Source organism: Novosphingobium pentaromativorans US6-1, from assembly GCF_000767465.1.
In the GTDB taxonomy this organism is placed as follows: Bacteria; Pseudomonadota; Alphaproteobacteria; order Sphingomonadales; family Sphingomonadaceae; genus Novosphingobium; species Novosphingobium pentaromativorans.
The window spans coordinates 34,270-51,358 of the sequence record NZ_CP009291.1; the positions used below are offsets into that span (position 1 = coordinate 34,270).

At 60.7% G+C, this 17,089-nt stretch carries 14 protein-coding genes; 9 read left to right on the forward strand and 5 right to left on the reverse strand.

Going from position 1 to position 17,089, the window contains the following annotated elements; genetic code table 11:
* Nucleotides 1-36: 36 nt before the first annotated feature.
* The 9 genes from JI59_RS00180 (at nt 37) to JI59_RS00220 (ending at nt 9,629) form a co-directional block, all read left to right on the forward strand.
* A complete protein-coding gene (locus JI59_RS00180) occupies nt 37-372 on the forward strand; it encodes a hypothetical protein (RefSeq protein WP_038575242.1) in 336 nt (111 codons plus the stop codon).
* A 47-nt stretch (nt 373-419) separates the two neighbouring features.
* Complete coding sequence (gene tnpA, locus JI59_RS00185; protein ID WP_007011039.1) at nt 420-785, forward strand: IS66-like element accessory protein TnpA; 366 nt, start codon at nt 420-422, stop codon at nt 783-785.
* A complete protein-coding gene (gene tnpB / locus JI59_RS00190) occupies nt 782-1,123 on the forward strand; it encodes an IS66 family insertion sequence element accessory protein TnpB (RefSeq protein ID WP_038575245.1) in 342 nt (113 codons plus the stop codon). Before tnpA ends, tnpB begins: the two co-directional genes overlap by 4 nt.
* Nucleotides 1,124-1,196: 73 nt before the next feature.
* Complete coding sequence (gene tnpC, locus JI59_RS00195; protein WP_007011037.1) at nt 1,197-2,846, forward strand: IS66 family transposase; 1,650 nt, start codon at nt 1,197-1,199, stop codon at nt 2,844-2,846.
* Nucleotides 2,843-3,472 carry a plasmid pRiA4b ORF-3 family protein gene (locus JI59_RS00200; RefSeq protein WP_238532442.1) on the forward strand — a complete coding sequence of 210 codons (630 nt, stop codon included), beginning with the start codon at nt 2,843-2,845 and terminating at the stop codon, nt 3,470-3,472. The genes tnpC and JI59_RS00200 overlap by 4 nt, the downstream gene beginning before the upstream one ends.
* 33 nt (nt 3,473-3,505) lie before the next feature.
* Nucleotides 3,506-5,752: a tellurite resistance TerB family protein gene (locus JI59_RS00205; RefSeq protein WP_007011035.1), complete on the forward strand. Its 2,247-nt coding sequence runs from the start codon at nt 3,506-3,508 to the stop codon at nt 5,750-5,752.
* Between the two features lie 3 nt (nt 5,753-5,755).
* Nucleotides 5,756-7,060 (forward strand): ATP-binding protein, encoded by a 1,305-nt coding sequence (locus JI59_RS00210; protein WP_007011034.1) that lies wholly within the window; start codon nt 5,756-5,758, stop codon nt 7,058-7,060.
* Nucleotides 7,057-9,231, forward strand: coding sequence for a DEAD/DEAH box helicase (locus JI59_RS00215; RefSeq protein WP_007011033.1), 2,175 nt, complete (start codon nt 7,057-7,059; stop codon nt 9,229-9,231). Before JI59_RS00210 ends, JI59_RS00215 begins: the two co-directional genes overlap by 4 nt.
* 167 nt (nt 9,232-9,398) lie before the next feature.
* A complete protein-coding gene (locus tag JI59_RS00220; RefSeq protein ID WP_007011032.1) occupies nt 9,399-9,629 on the forward strand; it encodes a hypothetical protein in 231 nt (76 codons plus the stop codon).
* A 9-nt stretch (nt 9,630-9,638) separates the two neighbouring features.
* Here JI59_RS00220 and JI59_RS00225 read toward each other — a convergent pair whose 3' ends face one another.
* Genes JI59_RS00225 through trbC form a run of 5 tightly spaced genes read right to left on the reverse strand, consistent with a single transcriptional unit; the run spans nt 9,639 to nt 17,052 of the window.
* Nucleotides 9,639-12,341: a conjugal transfer protein TraG N-terminal domain-containing protein gene (locus JI59_RS00225; protein ID WP_007011031.1), complete on the reverse strand. Its 2,703-nt coding sequence runs from the start codon at nt 12,339-12,341 to the stop codon at nt 9,639-9,641.
* Nucleotides 12,342-12,380: 39 nt separating this feature from the next.
* Nucleotides 12,381-13,805 carry a conjugal transfer protein TraH gene (locus tag JI59_RS00230; protein WP_007011030.1) on the reverse strand — a complete coding sequence of 475 codons (1,425 nt, stop codon included), beginning with the start codon at nt 13,803-13,805 and terminating at the stop codon, nt 12,381-12,383.
* A gap of 1 nt (nt 13,806) precedes the next feature.
* On the reverse strand, nt 13,807-14,643 hold the full coding sequence (locus tag JI59_RS00235; protein WP_007011029.1) for a conjugal transfer protein TraF: 837 nt from the start codon (nt 14,641-14,643) through the stop codon (nt 13,807-13,809).
* On the reverse strand, nt 14,624-16,345 hold the full coding sequence (locus tag JI59_RS00240) for a conjugal transfer protein TraN (protein ID WP_038575249.1): 1,722 nt from the start codon (nt 16,343-16,345) through the stop codon (nt 14,624-14,626). The genes JI59_RS00235 and JI59_RS00240 overlap by 20 nt, the downstream gene beginning before the upstream one ends.
* Nucleotides 16,342-17,052 carry a type-F conjugative transfer system pilin assembly protein TrbC gene (gene trbC, locus JI59_RS00245; protein ID WP_007011027.1) on the reverse strand — a complete coding sequence of 237 codons (711 nt, stop codon included), beginning with the start codon at nt 17,050-17,052 and terminating at the stop codon, nt 16,342-16,344. The genes JI59_RS00240 and trbC overlap by 4 nt, the downstream gene beginning before the upstream one ends.
* Nucleotides 17,053-17,089: the final 37 nt, after the last annotated feature.

Below are 17,089 nucleotides of genomic sequence, written 5' to 3' on the forward strand. Positions count from 1 at the left end.
CGTGACCTCTCATTCGCAAAATGGCAGGCAGTGCATATGTCGATTGTCTGGAAAATCATCCGCATTATCGGGCTTTACGCCGTCTCTTTCTTTGTTTGCATAATAATCGCGGCAATCGCATTGGACAGTCTGCCCGATGCGATCGAAGCGCTGTTCGCTCTTCTCGCGCCGATTGCTTTTGTCTGGTGGTACGAAAAGCGTCGCGCGACCAAGATCTCAGAGCGGGAGAATCTCGCAAATAGCCCTGTCCCGCTGGGGAAAGAAGACAAACAACCGAGCGAACCTGGAGCATACCAACCACGACAGAATAATGCCGAGCTTATTCGAGCTGGTCGTACCCATCCGGTGAGCCCCGCCTTGTCCGGCGGGTGAACGACCGGTCTTAAGAGCGCTCGTATGAGCGAGCTTAGGAGCGGAGCATGGGTCAGATCACGGTGATGACGGGGCCGGAGCGTCGGCGGCGTTGGAGCGAGGAAGAGCGGCTTGAGATCCTCGCCGAGGCCTTTGCGCCGGGTGCCTGCGTTGCTGACGTATCCCGGCGGCGCGACGTTTCGACCAGCCTGATCTATACATGGCGTCGCAAATTGCGGGAACAGTCGGCAGCTGCGTCATTGCCGGTACCGGAGATGACCTTCGCCCAGGCCGTGCTCGCCGATGATGAGCAGCCTGCCGATCATGATCCGTGCGCCGCGATCACGGTCGAACTGGGCGAAGGTTGCTGCGTGCGTATTTCGTCGTCTGCATCGGCTACGCTGGTTTCGGCGACATTGAAGGCGCTGCGATGATCCCATCGGGCGCGAGAGTCTGGATCGCGATGGGCCACACGGACATGCGCAAGGGCATGCAGGGGCTGGCCTTGCAGGTTCAGCAGGGCCTGAAGCGCGATCCGCATGGCGGCGACCTGTTCGTGTTTCGCGGACGGACCGGATCGCTGATCAAGATCATCTGGCACGACGGCATCGGCATGTCGCTCTATGCCAAACGGCTCGAGAAGGGGCGCTTCGTCTGGCCCTCGGCTCGGGAAGGCATGGTCTCGCTGACCAATGCGCAATTGTCCTGCCTGCTGGAGGGGATCGACTGGCGTAATCCCCAGTATTCGTGGCGTCCGCAGAGCGCCGGATAGGTGCGGCATTTTCTTCGTTGGCTAGCGCATTTTTGGCTTTGACCGGAGGCCGATCTGTGATTCCATGCCCCTCATGGACAAGGCCGTATCGCCCCTTCCGGACGACGTCGAAGCGCTCAAGGCGCTACTGGCCGCCGCGGTCTTGCGCGCCGATGATGCCGAGGCCCGCCTTGCCAAGGCCAAGGCCCGCGAGAGTGCGATCGAGGCGCTGATCGCCCACCTCAAACTGCAGATCGCCAGGCTGCGACGCGAGCAATATGGCGCCAGCGCCGAACGCAGCCGCCATCTGCTCGATCAGCTGGAATTGCAGCTTGAAGATCTCGAGGCCGATGCCTGCGAGAATGATTGCGCTGCCGAAGCCGCTGCGGCGAAGACGAGCGAGGTCGCCGCCTTCGACCGCAAGCGCCCGAGCCGCAAGCCGTTCCCCGAACATCTGCCGCGCGAACGCGTCGTCATCCCCGCGCCCTGTTTGTGCCCGTCCTGCGGCGGCGCGCGCCTGTCGAAGCTGGGCGAGGATATCACCGAGACTCTGGAAGTGATCCCGCGCCAGTGGAAGGTGATCCAGACGGTGCGCGAGAAGTTCTCCTGCCGGGACTGCGAGATGATTATGCAGCCCCCGGCGCCGTTCCATGTCGTGCCACGCGGATGGGCGGGCCCCAGCTTTCTCGCCATGCTATTGTTCGAGAAGTACGGCCAGCACCAGCCCCTCAACCGGCAGGCCGAGCGCTTTGCCCGCGAAGGCGTTGCGCTCAGCACCTCGACATTGGCCGACCAGGTCGGTGCCGCCGCCTTCGCACTCATGCCGCTCTACCGGCGGATCGAGACCCATGTGCTGGATGCAACCCGGATCCACGGCGACGATACCACCGTGCCGGTCATGGCGAAGGGCAAGACCGATACGGCGCGCCTGTGGGTCTATGTGCGCGATGACCGACCCTTCGCCGGCTGCGATCCGCCAGCGGCCCTGTTCCACTATTCGCGCGACCGGCGCGGCGAGCATCCTCGGGCGCATCTGGCATCCTGGGCAGGGATTCTGCAGGCCGATGCCTATGGCGGCTACAACGAGCTTTACGCGCCCGGTCGTCAGCCAGCACCCGTGATCGAGGCGGGCTGCTTCGCGCATGCACGCCGCAAATTCTTCGAGCTGGCCGATGTCGAGGGAGCCGCGCGCAGGAGAAGCCGCGGCGAGCACACCGGCATGATCTACCCGATTGCGCTGGAGGCCGTGCAGCGCCTCGATGCCCTGTTCGAGATCGAGCGCGGCATCAATGGCAAGACGGCAGCCGAGCGCGTTGCACTCCGGCAGGAACGCAGCGCGCCGCTGATGGCGGATTTGCACGCCTGGCTCACCGCGCAGCTCGCGAAGCTGTCGCGCAGCCATGATCTGGCGAAGGCGATAGGCTACATGCTCCGGCGCTGGGATGCCTTTACCCGGTTCCTCGTCGATGGCCGTATCTGCATCACGAACAACGCCGCCGAACGGGCGCTGCGCTGTGTACCACTCGGACGCAAGGCATGGCTGTTCTGCGGTTCGGATCGCGGCGGCCAGCGCGCGGCTGTGCTCTACACGCTGATCCAGACGGCCCGGCTTAACGACGTGGATCCGCAGGCGTGGCTGGCCGATGTCCTCGCGCGCATCGCCGGACATCCCGCGCACCGGATCGATGAACTGCTGCCCTGGAACTGGCGTGCGAACGCAGGAGTGCTATCGCAGGCGGCATGACCGCTCGATCCATGCAGAGGCCCACGGCCATCGACAGCTTCACGCAAATCGCAACGCTGCGCATCGACCTCAAGGACAGCGATCCGCCGATCTGGCGGCAGGTCGAAGTGCCGACCTCGATCACCCTCAAGGTCCTGCATGACATCGTCCAGGCCGCGATGGGCTGGTTCGACTATCATCTCTGGGAGATGGTCATCGACGGCCAGGCATACGGCATCCCGATGGATGACGGCTGGGGCACTCCGCTGCCCAAAAATGCCTCGAGGGTTCGTCTGCGTGATATCCTGACCCCGGGCACCATCAGGATCGCCTATTCCTACGACTTTGGTGACAATTGGCAGCACACGCTGACCCTGAGTGATGTTCGCCAGGGCGACCCGGCCATAGCCTACCCGCGCTTCATCGCCGGCGAGCGTAATTGCCCGCCCGAAGATTGCGGAGGGATTAGCGGCTTCTACGAAATGCTCGATGCGAGGTCCGATCCCGCGCACGAGGAACATGCTGACATCTGCCGCTGGCTCGACGACTATGACCCAGAGGAACTGGATATCTTCCCCATCCAGGTCGCGCTCGGCCGTATCGCCGCCAAACGCAACGCCGCCGCAAAGCGCATCATCACAAAATAGGGCGTGTAGCTATCGCGCCGCGGTCCTCACCGGATGGATACAGCTGGTCGGCAAGCACGAGCCGAACTTGCAGCGGCGGCGGAACGAAGAGCTGCTGAAAAGCAGGTGCGGCGAAGCCCGCCAGACCAATTTCTGAATCAGCATTCGCAGCCAAAAAAGCCGAAGGAAAAGCCGTCGGCAAGGTCGCAAGGTTGGGTGCGCAAAGGGCAATCCGTCACCATTGCAGATCGCACGATCGATGGGATGGTCTACGTCGGCACCCCTCCGCGAATTGGCTCTTCCTACTATGGTGAGAGTTGTCGAGCGTATATCGACCCTTCGCTTTCCGTTGCCCGCTTTGGGTCGGACAAGAATGGCGATAGCATGTCATATTGGCCAGGGTATTCGAGCATTCCTGCCGTTTGCAGGGCCACCTATCTCGACTGGCTGGCCGATGGTCGCCAAGATGGGACGATCAACCCCGGCTACATGTTCCTGTTCTTCTATGGTCTGGAGCGCAGGTTTCTGGTCGACCAACCACCCGACGATGAGAAGCAAGAAATAGTTGCTGAGGTGGAACGCCTGAAGGTTCTTTTCGCAGATAACTACTCCGCCCAACGGTATCTCGGCGAGTTCCTCGACATCGCGCGTATCATGGCGATGGGCGGCATCTCCTTGGACGATGCGACACTTAAGCAGACGATCCTTGAGAACCGTAGCTGGGATTTGCCATTTTCGCTGAAGTTCGCACTCGGCGGCATGATCGCCGAAGGCAAAGCCTTTGATGCCGAGTGGCTGCATCTCTGGCTGCATTGCCACCCAGAGCGACGCCTTCGCACTCCAGCTGAGCGTTGCGGTGACGAATTCAAGGCACTTTTCAAATTGAAGTTCGACGCGCTGTACCCTGATGGCTTAAAGGTTCGAACACCTCGTAAACTGTTGAAAATGGACTATCGTGCGGCATCCAGCGAGTTCAATTGCTCCGTTAATCTCACGGCGGGAGATGGCGGAGATGTAGCAATCCCTGATGTGTCCGATTTGCGATCCCCAGTGCAGAAAGCACAAAAGATCGCAGATGAGGCAATGGATGAACTGGATAAATTCAGCCGATACCTTGGGCGAAATCCTAATGGCCGGGGGACTATCGAAGCGCAGGCGCTGCTACCTGCTGAGCTTTGGAGCCTTTTCCCTTCAGGTGAATTGGAAGAACTAAAAACCTGGGCTCACGAGCAAGTTACAGCGGGTGGGTTGATTCCGGCGGTTGATGTGATCTCGCGGCTGGAAGGAGTAACACCAGAGAAGCTCGGCAAACGGAACTTGACTGGCGCAGCGGACGCACTCGCACGGATCGGTTTCGGCATGGCTCCTGACCCGAGATTTTCGCTGCGTGGGCCGAAGATTGACGAACCGGTCGTGATCTTCGAGCTGGGCGTGACGGTCGAGCAACTGGAGGATGTCTCCCCGGCATATCGATCAGAGTTGTTCGAATTGGCACTAGCGACCTTCGTGGCACATGCCGATAGTAAGATCGTGGGAGCAGAGCGCCGAGCCCTCCGCAACAAGGTCGAGGCAACTAAAGGGCTGACAGAGCTAGAACGAAAGCGACTTCACGCCAACCTCGAATGGTATCTCGATGTTCCACCGGACATGTCATGGCTGCGCAGTAAGCTGAAAGATGCAGATGCAGAGCATCATCTCGCTTTGCGCGCGGCAGTTGTCGCGATTGCCCATGCTGATGGCGTTATTCAGTCCGATGAAGTCGCCAGTATTGAGAAAATTTACAAGGCATTAGGAATCGATGCTGGTCTCGTCTACGCTGACCTTCATGCCGGAGACGTTGCCGATGGCCCTGTCCGGGTCAAGGCCGCCGAAGCGGAGGTCCCCGGCGAACAAATCCCTGATGAACCAAAGGCAAAGGCGGCCTCCCTCGATGCGGCGCGTATTGCCGCCATCCGAAATGACACCGAGCGCGTTTCAAGCGTTCTGGGCGAGATTTTCTCGACCGATGAAGACGTGAGCGACGAGGCCACCGCAGCACATGCACTTCCATCGTCAATGACTGGCCTCGATGCAAAGCACGCATTGCTTGTGGGGCAGATAATCCAGCGCGAACATTGGACCGACGAAGAGTTTGACGAGCTTGCTGGAAAGCAGGGTCTGATGCCTTCTGGCGCGCTGGAAGCAATCAACGAATGGGCTTTCGAAAAATTCGATGAAGCATTGCTCGATGAATATGACGGATATGACGTATCGCCGGACATAGCCGATACGTTGAGGGCCGAGATGGCAAAGGGGGATTAATTCATGTCGAGACTGAAGCCGCGCGAACGCGACGCGATTGTGCAAGCGCTACGCGCAGGGGTTGTTCCCAAACTGGGGCTTCGGCACATCCAGGTCGGACGCGCGAGAGAGATCGAGGAACTCGTCAAGGACATGGACCGGATCGCCGAGGGCGGCTCTGCAATTCGCTTTATCATCGGCGAGTATGGCTCCGGCAAGACCTTCTTCATGAACCTCATCCGGCTTGTCGCGCTCGAAAAGGGATTGGTCGTCATGTTTGCCGACCTTGCCCCGGATCGACGCATCCACGCGACCGGCGGGCAAGCACGAGGCCTCTACGCGGAGATGGCGCGAAATCTTGCCACCCGTACCAAGCCAGATGGCGGTGCATTGTCGAATGTTGTTGAGCGATTTGTCAGCCAGGCCCACCACGACGCCGAAGCGCAAGAACAATCGACAGACGAGGTCATTCGCCAGCGCCTTACTCATTTCGAGGAGCTGACAGGTGGCTTCGACTTCGCGCAGGTGATCCGCCGGTATTGGGAGGGACACGAAACCGGCGATGAAGAGCTCAAATCGGCAGCGATCCGATGGCTACGCGGCGAATTTGCGACCAAAACCGATGCCCGTAAGGCCCTTGGTGTTCGCACCATCGTCAATGACGCCAGCGTCTACGACCACCTCAAACTGATGTCCGCATTCGTCTGTGTGGCGGGCTACAAGGGCTTGCTCGTTGGCCTCGACGAGATGGTAAACCTCTACAAGCTGACTTCATCGCAAGCCCGCAATGCCAACTATGAGCAAATCCTGCGCATCCTGAACGACGTTCTACAAGGGAGCGCGGAGAACCTTGGGTTCCTCATGGGAGGAACGCCGGAATTCCTCATGAATACGCGGCGCGGCCTCTACAGCTATGAGGCCCTCCAATCTCGCCTCGCAGAGAACACCTTTGTGCGCGACGGACTGGTCGACTTCTCCGGACCGGTCATTCGACTAGCCAGCCTTACGCCCGAAGACCTGTTCGTGCTCCTGGCCAACATTCGCGCCGTCATGCAGGGCGATGAAGCAATCCTGCCAGACAACGCCTTGGAAGCGTTCATGGCACACTGCTCGGACAGGATCGGGGAGGCCTATTTCAGAACCCCCCGGAACACAGTCACGGCTTTCGTGAATCTCTTGGCGGTGCTCGAACAAAACCCAGGCGTCGAATGGTCGGACCTCATCGAAGAGCTAGAAGTGGCGGAGGATTCCGGTGACGACATGAGCGACGTGGATGAGAGCGCTGGCGCTGTTCCCGAGAGTGACGAGCTAGCCAGCTTCCGACTGTGAGCACGGCGTTCGACAAGCTAGCTCGACCGATCCAGAAATGGATTCGTCAGCAAGGCTGGAAGGAACTGCGCGATATTCAGGCGCGCGCAACGCACGTGCTTGTGGACGGCAATCGCGACCTGATTGTCGCTGCCAGCACCGCCGGAGGCAAGACTGAAGCCGCATTTCTCCCGCTACTGTCCCAGGTGCTCGATGAACCCAGTGAGAACTCCGGATTTGATGTTCTGTATGTCGCACCGCTGAAGGCGCTTATCACCGACCAAGCGCGGCGACTTGAAGACATCTGTCGCGATACAGACTTGCCTATTACGCCGTGGCATGGCGACGTTTCGTCATCGGTGAAGGCTAAGGCAACCAAACGACCGAAGGGCGTGCTGCTAATCACCCCGGAGTCACTTGAAGCGCTATTCATTCGACGCGGATTGGAGATTCCGAGGCTATTTGGCGCGACGCGCGCAGTCATTCTCGATGAATTGCATTCGGTCCTCGACAGTGAGCGCGGTATCCAGATGCGTTCGCTTCTCACGCGTCTCGAAATTGCTCTCAAGAGACCTATTCGCCGGGTCGGTTTGTCGGCCACACTCGGAGATATGGAGCTGGCAAAGGCCTATCTTCGTCCTGACAGCCCTGGCGAAGTCGAGCAGGTCATTGCCGAAGGCGGATCAGCCGAATTGCAGCTTCAGCTCCGTGGATACGTTGCTGGCGACAAGTACGACGATGGCCCTTCAGCGACGGATGCCATTGCTCAGCATCTATTCGAACACCTGAGAGGCAGCGACAATCTTGTCTTTGGCGGAGCGCGTCAGGCAGTTGAAATCTACTCAGATCGATTACGCGCACTTTGCGAAAAGGAACACCTGCCGCAGGAGTTTTACCCTCACCACGCCAGTCTATCGCGCGAGCATCGAGACTTCGTCGAACGCCGTCTGAAAGATGGTACTGCGCCGACGACTGCCATCTGCACTTCCACGCTGGAATTAGGAATTGATATTGGCGATGTAACTTGTGTCGGCCAGATTGGCGCACCGTTCAGCGTCGCATCGCTCAGGCAAAGGCTTGGCCGATCAGGGCGGCGACCGGGCAGGCCAGCCATCCTTCGGCAATACGCAGTCGAGGCGAAGCTCACGCCAACCAGCAATTTTTCGGACCGTCTTCGCCTTGGGATGGTGCGGGCCATTGCGATGATCGAATTGCTTTTGGAAGGCTGGTGTGAACCGCCGCAACGCGAGGCCCTTCACCTTTCGACCCTCGTTCACCAAATCCTCTCGGTGATCGCCGAGCGAGGCGGAATACGTGCGCAGCAACTCTACGGGATTCTCTGCCAGATCGGGCCATTCCGTCAGGTCGATACACAGCTGTTCCTGGGTGTTTTGCGAGCACTCGGGCAAGCTGAGGTCGCGCTTATTGAGCAAACCAGTGATGGACTTTTGCTGCTCGGTGCCAATGGCGAAAAGCTGGTTGAGCACTATAGCTTCTATGCCGTGTTCCAGACACCTGAGGAATACCGGCTGATTTCCGGCGGTAAGGAGCTTGGAACGCTTCCCATCGACAACATGATTGCGCCCGGAATGCTTCTCATTTTTTCGGGCAGGCGCTGGCTGGTGCAGGAAGTGCTCGACCGGGATCGTGTCATCCTGGTTGCACCGGCGAAAGCCGGAGTGCCGCCCATCTTTGGGGGCGACCCTGGCAACATCCATGACCGGGTGATCCAGCGTATGTTCGATGTTCTGGAGGGACAAAAGCGCCCGATCTACCTTGATGCGACTGCGCTGGAGCTACTCGACGAGGCACGCAGCAATTACGGCCAACTGCTATTTGACCCCGGAACGATTGCCCAGCTCAGCGACAACGCTGCTGTCATAGCGACGAAAACGGGTTCCGTTCGGACAACGACCTTGGCACTCGCTCTTCGGGCGAGCGGCTTTACAGTGCAGACACACGATGGGTTTCTCGAAGTGTTCGGGAAGGATGAAAGCCCGCAGTTGATCGACGCACTTTCGACCCTGGCAGATGGCAAAGAGGTGGACCTATTTGCGCATTCGCCGAACCTGTTGTTTGAGAAATTCCATCCCTACTTGACCGAGGATTTGCTGCAAAAAGATGCGCTATCAGCACGCTTGGACGCGAATGGCTTAACCGACCTTTGTCGTTCGATCAAAGGGAACGGATAGCTACAGTATTGCCTTATACCTTTTCCCTTTTGTCTAAGCGGGATCCCGGACATCGTAGCAAATGACGTTGAAGGGAGTGGAGGCTGCGAAAATGGTCATCGCAAGACGGTACGACGATTTTTCTGTCTTTGATCACTTGTTTCCGATATGTTCTGAGGAGAAGTGAGATGAATGCGATCATGGCCAAATTCGATATCGACGCAACCAAGCAACAGCGCTCCCAAAGTTGGGAGGGCTTCTCGGAACTCGATCAGGCGATCCGCGATAATCGGCTGATGGAGTATCGGATCAAGAAGTCCTGGGCCGATCCTTGGGGCCGGAAGCTCACGATCACAGTCCTGCTCGTGATTGCCGCAGGTTTTGCGTACTTGGCTGGAGCATCAGCCGGGCTCTGGTGAGCCCATCCGTCACCATTCCTTCACCTCATCGGCCGACTCCGCGCTCGCACCCTGTGCGCCCTTGGTAACTGCATCGAGACGCCCTCTGGATCCGCGGATCCGTTGGCGACCGGCATCCTGAGCGCGCAGCACTTCGTCGTGAACAGTGCCTGGGTCCACCTTCGGCACGTTTCCTGCGCGCCCTCCGCCGATTTGGGCACGACCGCGGACAGATCCCGGTCCTGTGACCGAGGGGTGCGAGATTGGCTGTCCTGGCGTCAGTACGAGCCTGTCCTCGATTCCGTCGCGCAACTGTTCCGCGTAGCTTTCGATGAATTTGCCCTGCAGCGCCTGGCCTTCCGGGCTGAGCTGGAATGTCACGTCGTCAAAGCGGACATTGCCGTAGAAGTCGCGATTGCGCTCGATCTCGACCAATCCCCACTCGCGGTAGGCCTGTGACAGGTTTAGGCTGCCTGCGGCACTGTTGCCTTCGAAGAACGATGCTTGGCTTTCAAGGCGATTTGCCAGTTCCTCAGCCCGCCGCGCTTCGCGGCTGTAACTCTGTGCCTCGGTTAGGGAAGCATTCATGCCGCTCGCGGTCGACGAAATCGAGGAACTCGACGACGTGCTGACGCTACGAACAAATCCATCGCGTGTGGTCGACCAGTTCCGACTGTCCGACATCTGCGCGAGGCTGCCGAAGATTCGAGAGCGATCCTCAGATGCGATGCCGATGTCGCTATCGGTCCAAGTGCGGGTACCGCCTCCTTTCAATCCGACATTGGCAGACGCCACGCCGTTCGTGACACCAGCGTTGGCGCCGGCTTCGCCCCCAAGGAACCAAGCGGTCGAAATGTCGTCAGCAGCCCTTCGTGAGAGGCCGAACTGGCGCTGTAGGTTGGTGGATGCCTGGTCGACCTCGTTAAAGGCGGTCTGGACGCTATCGGAGTTGGATGTGCCGGTCGCGCTCTCGAAAGCCAATCCGCGGCTGAATTGGCTGCGCAGCTCGCGGAACTTCGTGACCGCGCTGGTGGTCGATTCCGTCGCAATGTTCGCATAGCTCTCGCTGTTCGAGCGGGCCTGCGATGCCATCGTCGACAGGCGTGAAGTGAACTCCTGTCCGAGACTGGGCGTGAAGGGATAGCTCGAGTTGGGAAGCTGATCGTAGCTGGCTTCAGGGAAACTCGTCGTCATCGAGCCCGTATCGCTGAACGTCCGCGTCTGCGCCGCGCCATAGGTGAAGCTTGGCGCGATCGTCCCTTGTGCGAACTGGCGCGTCAGAACGCTCGAATTCTCGAAGCTGGTATTGCCCAGCGAGACGTTGCCCGTACTCGCCTCGCGCGCCGCTTCCTCGGCCGCGTTCTGGCTTGGATTGAGATAGCTTGTCGCATGGTGCGAAATCGCCATGGCACCCTTGGCGACGCCGCCGGCCAGAAACGGCACCGACGCGATGAGATAGCCTGCAAGCAGCCCGATATCGCTGTTCACATCGGCCATGCCGGTGAAGCTTGCAAGACTGAGACCATTGCCACCGGCAACCGCGCTCATGTCCGCGGCGCCTTTGTACATCAGCATCATGTGCAGGATCACGAACAGCGGTCCCCATGCTGCCAGGTAGAAGAAGCCCGTCACATAGCCTTTGAGTGCCAGCGGTCCGGTCTTGGGCAGCAGGAACAGGGGGAAGAGGACAGGAAACAGGGCGTAGAAAAGCACGGTCAGCACGACATTGAGGAGCGGCACCCATTTCATCGCGTTGCTGGCTATCGAGCCATAGGTTCGCTCGGTCTGAATATCGGCGCGCGTCTGGGCGTAAACGTCGACATTGCCCGCGCCGCTCGTTGCCGCCATCGAATGCATGGCCTGGCTCATGGCGTTGATCGTCAGCGTCTGCTTGAAGATCTCGGTCGCATTGGCCGAGACCCCGGTGAGGTACTGGTAAGCCACCGGCAGGTCAGCAAAAAGCTTGGCCTTGGCGAGGGCGGCGGTCTGGTTGGGATAAAGCTGGCGTCCGAAGACCGTCCCCATGCCGTCGATCAGTCCGGCCCACTGCGCGTTCAGCGCATCATAGGCTTCGCGGCAGGTGATGATATTCGAAGTCACCTGACCGGTTCCGGTGTCGCGGGTGAGGAAGCGCTGGGCCCGCGCCTGACTGCCGGGCGCGATGGTCATCCAGATGTCGCTGGTCTCGGCGAGCTCCTTCATCGAATATCGGCCAAGCAGCACGTCGTAGAACACGCATTGCCGGAAATGCTCGTCGAGATTGGCGGCAAATTCCGGGTCGGAAATACGCAAGGAGCGCGTAGCATCGTAGAGCCGCGCGCCGTAGATCATGCCGTTCTTCGAGTAGTTGAGATCGCCCGGCAGCCCGAACACCACCTCGGCCGAGCCAGTCAGATAGTCGCCGACCTGGCTCGTAAAGCTCGCCATCAGTGCAAGCCCCAGCGGCACATTGCTGACATTGGCCGGAGCAAGACTAGGGTTGAGCCGGTCGGTCACATGGACGTCGAGCCGCGGCACCATCAGGCACGAATAGATCAGCGTCGCGCCGAGGAACCAGTTGATCCAGGCCCGCCAGTCCTGATTGAACGCCAGCGTGATGGCGGAGAGGCCAAGCCCCATGACCATGACGACTTGCAGGAGGCTCTTGTAGCCCCCATTGCCTGTCCAGGCGGCGACCGCCTGAAAGACATTGACCAGGTAGTCGCCGCCGCCAACCGTGAAAATCTCGACCATGATGCTGGGCTCCCGCCGCTTTCGGCGCGCTGAAAGGGATCAGTGGGTAAGGGCGCGCGACTGCACGCCGCGCGACCAGTCGAGCGAGGCGGCCATGCCGGGCGACATCGAGGCAGCGAGCACGTTCTCGATGAACGCCGTCTTATCGATGATCTGCATGATGGCGTTGACCTTCAGATGCGTGTTCGCCTGCCTGTCGGCGAGTGCCTGCCGGACGACATTCACCTGGCCCTGCCACATCGCGATCTTGGCTTCGTCCGCGCCGATGAAGCTCGACATCGAGCGGCCCGCTTCGCTGACGATCCGGTCGAGGACCGCGAAGAGCAGGTCGACGCTGGCGATCTCCGCCAGCGTTTCGCGATCATCGGTTGGCATCCCGCGGCCATAGGCCGCCTGGACAGTCAGGATCTTGTAGAGCGGGATCGAGGCAACCTGGAGCAGCTCCTTCTGCGCGTCGGTAATCGCGGTGTCGTCATGGATTGCCTGAATCATACCGGCAATCAGGGCCGCAACGCGCGGGCGCAGTGCCTTGGATGCGGGAAGGCTGAGCGACTTGAAACCGGGATCAAGGCACTTGTCCGGCTCGTCACAGTCGAAAATCAGGACGTTCCCGTTGCTCGTCCCATCGAGCAATGAGGTGACCAGCGTCGAGGACGCTTCCCCGACAATCGGCACGAACTTGCCCGGCTCATCATCCTTGGGCGGGACATAGATGATCGTGCCCAGGAGCGTCATTGCATATTCGGCGAGTTCTTCGTCGAAGGTACCATTCGGCGAGAAGAACGCGGACTTCTTGAGGATCGTCCAGGTGTAGTTCCTTGCCACGGCGGGATTGACGTCATCATATTTTCCCGAGCCCTGCGCCGTCGTGCTCGACCGCTGGCCCTTGGTGCCGCACCCGTGCTTGGCGGCTGCATAGTCGGTGAAGATGCCTTCCGAATTGCCGATCGCCTCGCAGATCGCCTTGTCGGCCAGATCGCCCTTGGGCCAGATGCCGCCCACCAGCCCCTGCGCCATTTCGCAGGAGTTGATGTTGAGGTTGTTCATGAGCTGAGCCTTCTGGCTGAACTCCTGCATGATCTTCGAGCATTCCGGGCAAACCGTGTCGATCGCCAGGCTGAAAGCGAAGCCGACCGCATTGTTGGCGACAGCCTTCAGCATTGCGACGATCTCGCTCGCATTGATGAAGCTGAAGGATCCGGCAAAGATGTCGATGCCGCCGCAGCCCGCACGGGCGCGCGGCAGTTGCAGATTGGCGATGTTGGTCGTCTTCTGAGGGAAGCGCGTCCAGACGTTGCCGAGGCTGTAATAGCCTGCCGACTGGCCCTCGAACGCGGTCGGCCCGTTAACGTTGGCGGCGCCGCCAACATCGTTGAGGAACGAGTCCATTGAACTGCCGACATCGGCCGATGCGCTGGTAAGGGGGAGGGCAGCCGCGAGGATCGCGGCGACGGCACGTTTCATCCTAGTAGTCACGTCCGGCTTCCTTCGATGTGAGGAGGTAAATGCGATCCTGAAGCTCGTCGGCACTCATCACGCCGTAACCGATCGGGATGGGCTGGCCCTTGGCGGCATCCCAGAGCACCACCGCCGGCGTGACCTTGGGCTCGAGCCCCATGCGGCTGCGCTGGTTCGTCTCGACGGTGTAGTTCGGGAATTGGCGCGAGGGACCGCCGTCGGTCGAAATCGCGCGCACCGTGATGTGCCAGGTCGAAGCAACGCTCTGGACGATCGGCGACATGACTTCGCAGGCGCCGCAGCTCTGGGCAAAGAAGTAGAACAGCCCGTAGCGTTCAGAGAGCTGCGCCATCACCGCATTGCGCTCGGCGTTGCGCGAGTCCTGCCACTGGCGCTTGCCAAGCGTCGAGACCGGACGCTGGAGCGTATAGTCGAGGTCAGGATCCTGCCAGATTGCCCGCTGCCATACATCGCTGAACAGCGATGCCCGGTCGAGCTGGGCGCGCTGGAAGCGGATATAGGCCGTCACATTGGCCGGCGTCGGCTCGAGAATCGCCTTGGCTTTCAGTTCGCGCAGATTTGCCGTGATGGCATCGAGCTGGCTCGTCGCACTCGGAGCGGGCTCAGATGCCTCCTCCCGCACTTCGGGCGGCTTGGGCCTGGCGCAATAGAACCAGTACCCAAGGCGGCGCTCCTCGCAGTAGAAGCTGTCCTGGCTGTCGCTGGTCGTGACCAGCGGCGGTTCCTGGCTGTGGGCCGGAGCACTGAGCGCAGGCGCAACGGCGGTGAGCGAGAGGCAGGCGGCAAGCAGCCGCCGGGCGGCCTTATTGGCTGGCGCGGGCATAATAGTCCTCGATTTTCTGCTGGATTTCGGTGGCGGCCTGGAGCTCGTCGGGCAGGCGCGCGGCGTCGGTGAATTCGGCGTAGACCTCGCTAAAATCCATCTTCGAGAGATCGAGCCGCGAAAACTCGTCGATGGTAAAGCCAAGGCACTGCTCGGTCTTGGGCTTGCCCCAGGGCTTGTTCAGCTGCTGGCGGCCCTGTTCCTGCAGGATCCGCGAAAGCTTGGATTCAAAGCAGCAATAAACCTTCTTCTTGGTGAGGCAGACGCCCAGGAAACTGTCCGAGCAATAGGTCCCGACATAGGCGCACAGGCCTTGCGCATCGCGCTGGTGAAGCAGCATTTCCTCGCGGCTGCAGCCAAGCGCGACAAGCAGCTGGATACCCGGAATGAGCGGGAAACCCTTGCCCTTGCAGCAATTGAGCACGCCGAAAACCTTGGACGAGCAGGTGTTGCGCGTGCCCTTGAACAGGGTGAGCGTGTCGGGATCGAACTCGCGCCGCGCCTGGTCCATCGCGTTGAGCGCGACAACCGCGTCCTTGAACTCGTCATTGGCCTCGCGCTCGATCGTTTCGCACGAGCCATCGATGCAATAGACGTCGCCGTCGCAGATGAACTGGCTGGTATCGGCAGGCTGGTCCGGGACCGGGCAGTCGTAAACCCGCTCCCAGGTCCGACAGGGCTCACCCGAAAGGCAGTCTTCGCGCACCAGCGAGCAGCCGGGCGTGCTTTCCAGCGTCTGGCAGTCCTGGGCTTGCGTAAATTGGGCGCAGGTATAGCTGCGTGACCATGCCCAGCAGGGCTGGGTGACCGCGATGCCATCGACGATCCGGGTGACAGGATCGCTGTCGGTGCAGGTCTCGGTGTCCTGCTGGCATGAATTGTCTGCGGCAAGGCCCGCGCACTGGCTTTCATCGCGGCTTGTCGTGACGACATTCTCGCCGGTCACGCTGTAGGGTGTCGCGCCATCGACCGGCGCGGTGCAGCTCACGAGATCGACGCGCAGGTCGCCCGAGTTGCAGCCCCAGTAGATACCGAGATAGGGATCGCACAGATTGATCGGATAGGACTGCGTAACCGTGCACTGCGGTGCCGGGTAGCGATTGCAATTATAGATCGATGCCGGATCGACGCCGCTCCCGCCGACGCAGTAGTAGCCATAGACCTGCCGCTGCTCGATCGTGGCATTCAGTGTCACCGGGCAGGTGCTGGTCTCCTGGGTCGCGGTATAGCCGACGTTGCAGGTCGCCATGTAGCGCGCTGCAGTGCCAGTTCCCGGAGGCAGGGGGACGCAGCGCCCCTGGCTCCCGCTGATGCTCATGCCGCTCGTGTAGGAGAGCGGATCGTCGTTGATGACATTGCTGCGCGCGACAACAGCGTCGAGGTCCTGGGGCGCGAACTGCGCACGGCGATCCATGGAATCGCGCATGGTCCGGTATCCGGTGTTTGCCGTTGCCTGGCTTGCGGCCTCACGCGCCATCCGGTCAGGATCATCGAAATAGCCCGACTGGTTCGGTACACCCCCGAAATTGGGAATGCGGTTTGCATCCGGGTCGGTTGTCGCCGCGCCCTGCGCTGCGGCCGCCTGGTCGCGCCCGAACGCCTTGCCATCCGCCTTGGCGGCATCGGTCGTGGTCTGGGCCGAGACGCTTGTCGGCAAACAGGCGCAGGCGAGGCAGAAAAGGGGGAGGAGAAGCCGCTTCATGGGTCACTCCGTTGCAGGCGGGCAAGATGCTGGGATGCAAGCAGGGCGCCGGGACCACCGCCTTGCGCGAAGGTTTCGAGCGCGTAGGACACGCTGACATTACCGCTCATCCGGTCGTGGGGCGGAACCTGGGTCCGGCAATTGAAGCCATCGCAGAGATCAAAGTCGCTGCTGGTCACCACATAGGTGGGGACCGCCTCGATCCCGAAGGCGCGAAACAGGCGCGGATCGATGCCGACCGCGTCGAGCTTGCCGCCGTCCGCTGCGACTTTCGCGAGCGCCGCAGTCAGGGTCTTGGCGCTGCCTCCTGGCAGCCCGCGAAGCACGACCACACCGCCTGCGCGGGCGACGTCGTCCGCCATGGCGCGCAAGGCTGCCGGCGGCATCGAGAGCGAAGCGAAGGCGATGAAGCGGGGTGCTTCACCCAAGCCCTCGCTGGCCATGGTGCCCGCGTCGGCCACCATCTTGTCGAAGTCGAAGACGTCCTCACTTTCTGGCCGCGCAGATATTGTCGCCTGCTCGGTGTAGCGCTTGCCGTGCGCCTGGGCTTCGGCGGCGCTGGCATTGGCTTGGCTAAGGACCGCTTCGGCGCGCGCGCGGGCACTGGCGGCAAGCGCATCGGCTTCGCTCGCCTCGACCTTGGCGCGGGCGCGTATCGCTTCGAGATCGAGCTCCGGCTCGCTCGTCTGCGCTGCGGCTCCCGCCATGGCGGCGGCGCCAGTGATCGACGCGATTACAAGGAGA